The sequence below is a fragment of the Corynebacterium evansiae genome, from assembly GCF_027570065.1.
Taxonomy (GTDB): Bacteria; Actinomycetota; Actinomycetes; order Mycobacteriales; family Mycobacteriaceae; genus Corynebacterium; species Corynebacterium evansiae.
This window is the reverse complement of record NZ_JAKMUT010000013.1, coordinates 1-3863: the sequence shown is the minus strand read 5'-3', so window position 1 is coordinate 3863 and position 3863 is coordinate 1. Positions and strand designations below refer to the sequence as shown.

Annotated in this window: 2 rRNA genes; both read left to right on the top strand. The window is 53.5% G+C overall.

Going from position 1 to position 3863, the window contains the following annotated elements:
• Nucleotides 1-690, top strand: a 16S ribosomal RNA gene (locus tag L8V00_RS09870); the annotation flags it as partial.
• A 400-nt stretch (nt 691-1090) separates the two neighbouring features.
• A 23S ribosomal RNA gene (locus tag L8V00_RS09865) occupies nt 1091-3863 on the top strand; the annotation flags it as partial.

Below are 3863 nucleotides of genomic sequence, written 5' to 3'. Positions count from 1 at the left end.
CGTGCCGTAGCTAACGCATTAAGCGCCCCGCCTGGGGAGTACGGCCGCAAGGCTAAAACTCAAAGGAATTGACGGGGGCCCGCACAAGCGGCGGAGCATGTGGATTAATTCGATGCAACGCGAAGAACCTTACCTGGGCTTGACATACACCGGATCGCTGCAGAGATGTAGTTTCCCTTGTGGCTGGTGTACAGGTGGTGCATGGTTGTCGTCAGCTCGTGTCGTGAGATGTTGGGTTAAGTCCCGCAACGAGCGCAACCCTTGTCTTGTGTTGCCAGCACGTTATGGTGGGGACTCGCGAGAGACTGCCGGGGTTAACTCGGAGGAAGGTGGGGATGACGTCAAATCATCATGCCCCTTATGTCCAGGGCTTCACACATGCTACAATGGTCGGTACAGTGGGTTGCGATACCGTGAGGTGGAGCTAATCCCTTAAAGCCGGTCTCAGTTCGGATTGGAGTCTGCAACTCGACTCCATGAAGTCGGAGTCGCTAGTAATCGCAGATCAGCAACGCTGCGGTGAATACGTTCCCGGGCCTTGTACACACCGCCCGTCACGTCATGAAAGTTGGTAACACCCGAAGCCAGTGGCCCAAACTTGTTAGGGAGCTGTCGAAGGTGGGATTGGCGATTGGGACGAAGTCGTAACAAGGTAGCCGTACCGGAAGGTGCGGCTGGATCACCTCCTTTCTAAGGAGTATTTATTTTTTGTTTTGTTTCTGGGTGAATAGGTAGCCGGTTCAGCCATGTGTTGTGGTTGTTGGGTGCTGTTGTGTTCAGGTCACATTTTTGTTGAGTGTGGATGTTGTGTGTTGGGGTTGGCACAGTGTTGGGGTTGGGTTAGCAAAGTTTTGGTTTGTCATGGCTGTTGGGTGTCTGGGACAATCTGTTTGTTCCTTTTTGTGGACGCTCGGCAATGGGCTGATGAGTTTTCGTTGGTTTGTTGTGGGTGTTTAGTGTTGTTTGAGAACTGTATAGTGGACGCGAGTATCTTCTTTTTGTGATTTTTTGTTTGAAATCATTTTTGTTCACGCGCTGATTACATGAATGTTTTGTTTGTGTGGTTGGTGTGTGGGTGTCTTAGTATTTTGTGTTGTCTGTGAAGGGCGCACGGTGGATGCCTTGGGCATGATAAGCCGATGAAGGACGTGGAAGGCCGCGATAGTCCTCGGGGAGTTGTCAATCGAGCGTTGATCCGAGGGTGTCCGAATGGGGAAACCTGGCCACAGTTGTGTGTGGTCGCTGCATGAATGAATTCATAGTTTGTGTGGTGGTAACGCGGGGAAGTGAAACATCTTAGTACCCGCAGGAGAAGAAAATAATAATGATTCTGCTAGTAGCGGCGAGCGAACGTGGATTTTGGCTAAACTGCATGCGTGTGATACCTGGCAGGGTTTGCGTGTGTGGGGTTGTGGGGTTGTGTTGTGCGGTGCTGCCATGCCGTGCCCCGACATTGTGTGTTAGCGGAAGTGGTTTGGAATGGCCTGCCGTAGACGGTGAGAGTCCGGTACGTGAAAGCATGTGGTGTTGGGGTTGATGTGATACCCGAGTAGCAGCGGGCTCGTGGAATCTGCTGTGAATCTGCCGGGACCGCCCGGTAAGCCTGAATACTTATTGTGACCGATAGTGTATGAGTACCGTGAGGGAATGGTGAAAAGTACCCCGGGAGGGGAGTGAAATAGTACCTGAAACCGTGTGCCTACAAGCCGTCAGAGCCTTTTAAAGGGTGATGGCGTGCCTTTTGAAGAATGAGCCTGCGAGTCAGCGGCATGTCGCGAGGTTAACCCGTGTTGTGGGGTAGCCGTAGGGAAACCGAATCCTAATTAGGGTGTTTTAGTGGCGTGTCCTGGACCCGAAGCGGGGTGATCTACCCATGGCCAGTGTGAAGCAGCTGTAAGAGGCTGTGGAGGCGCGAACCCACTTAGGTTGAAAACTGAGGGGATGAGTTGTGGGTAGGGGTGAAAGGCCAATCAAACTCCGTGATAGCTGGTTCTCCCCGAAATGCATTTAGGTGCAGCGTCGTGTGTTTCTTGCCGGAGGTAGAGCTACTGGTTGGTTGAGCGGGACTATCATCTTAGCGACGTCAGCCAAACTCCGAATGCCGGTAAGTCAGAGCGCGGCAGTGAGACTGCGGGGGATAAGCTTCGTTAGTCGAGAGGGAAACAGCCCAGATCGCCGGTTAAGGCCCCTAAGAGTGTGCTAAGTGGAAAAGGATGTGGGATCGCGAAGACAGCCAGGAGGTTGGCTTAGAAGCAGCCATCCTTGAAAGAGTGCGTAATAGCTCACTGGTCGAGTGGTTCTGCGCCGACAATGTAGTGGGGCTCAAGTACACCGCCGAAACCGCGGAACTCAACATTCTTGTTGGGTTGGTAGGGGAGCGTCGTGTGATCGTTGAAGCTGCCGGGTGACCGTGTGGTGGAGGTTATGCGAGTGAGAATGCAGGCATGAGTAGCGAATGATGCGTGTGAAACGTATCCGCCGGATGACTAAGGGTTCCTGGGTCAAGCTAATCTTCCCAGGGTGAGTCGGGTCCTAAGGCGAGGCCGACAGGCGTAGTCGATGGTTAACGGGTTGATATTCCCGTACCCGTGTGTGTGCGACCAATGGTGAATCAGTGATACTAACCACCCTGAAGGATGCTACGTGCACTTTGTGTGTGTGGTGTGTGGATGCGTGGGACCTGATCTGGTAGTAGCCAAGCGATGGGGTGACGCAGGAAGGTAGCCGAGCCACTGATTGGATTGTGGTGTAAGCGTGTGGCCCGCAGGATTTGGTAAATCCGTCCTGCATTAAGGGTGAGGCGTGATGCGTACCCGTTGTGGGGATGTTGGTGATCCTATGCTGTCGAGAAAAGCCTCTAGTGAGTGCATGTACGGCCCGTACCGTAAACCGACACAGGTGGTCAGGTAGAGAATACTAAGGCGTTCGGGTGAACTGTGGTTAAGGAATTCGGCAAAATGGCCCCGTAACTTCGGGAGAAGGGGTGCCGCTGCTGGTGAACGACGTGTTGAGCTGGTGGTGGTCGCAGAGAATAGAGGGAAGCGACTGTTTACTAAAAACACAGGTCCGTGCGAAGACGGTAAGTCGATGTATACGGACTGACGCCTGCCCGGTGCTGGAAGGTTAAGAGGACCTGTTAGATCTTTGTGGTCGAAGCGGAGAATTTAAGCCCCAGTAAACGGCGGTGGTAACTATAACCATCCTAAGGTAGCGAAATTCCTTGTCGGGTAAGTTCCGACCTGCACGAATGGCGTAACGACTTCCCTGCTGTCTCAACCACAGGCCCGGTGAAATTGCAGTACGAGTAAAGATGCTCGTTACGCGCGGCAGGACGAAAAGACCCCGGGACCTTCACTATAGCTTGGTATTGGTGTTCGGTTCGGTTTGTGTAGGATAGGTGGGAGACTGTGAAGCGGCTACGCTAGTGGTTGTGGAGTCGTTGGTGAAATACCACTCTGATCGGATTGGGCATCTGAACCTCGGCCCGTGATCCGGGTTAGGGACAGTGCCTGGTGGGTAGTTTAACTGGGGCGGTTGCCTCCCAAAGTGTAACGGAGGCGCCCAAAGGTTCCCTCAGCCTGGTTGGCAATCAGGTGTTGAGTGTAAGTGCACAAGGGAGCTTGACTGTGAGACTGACAGGTCGAGCAGGTACGAAAGTAGGGACTAGTGATCCGGCACCGGCTTGTGGAAGCGGTGTCGCTCAACGGATAAAAGGTACCCCGGGGATAACAGGCTGATCTTCCCCAAGAGTCCATATCGACGGGATGGTTTGGCACCTCGATGTCGGCTCGTCGCATCCTGGGGCTGGAGTAGGTCCCAAGGGTTGGGCTGTTCGCCCATTAAAGCGGCACGCGAGCTGGGTT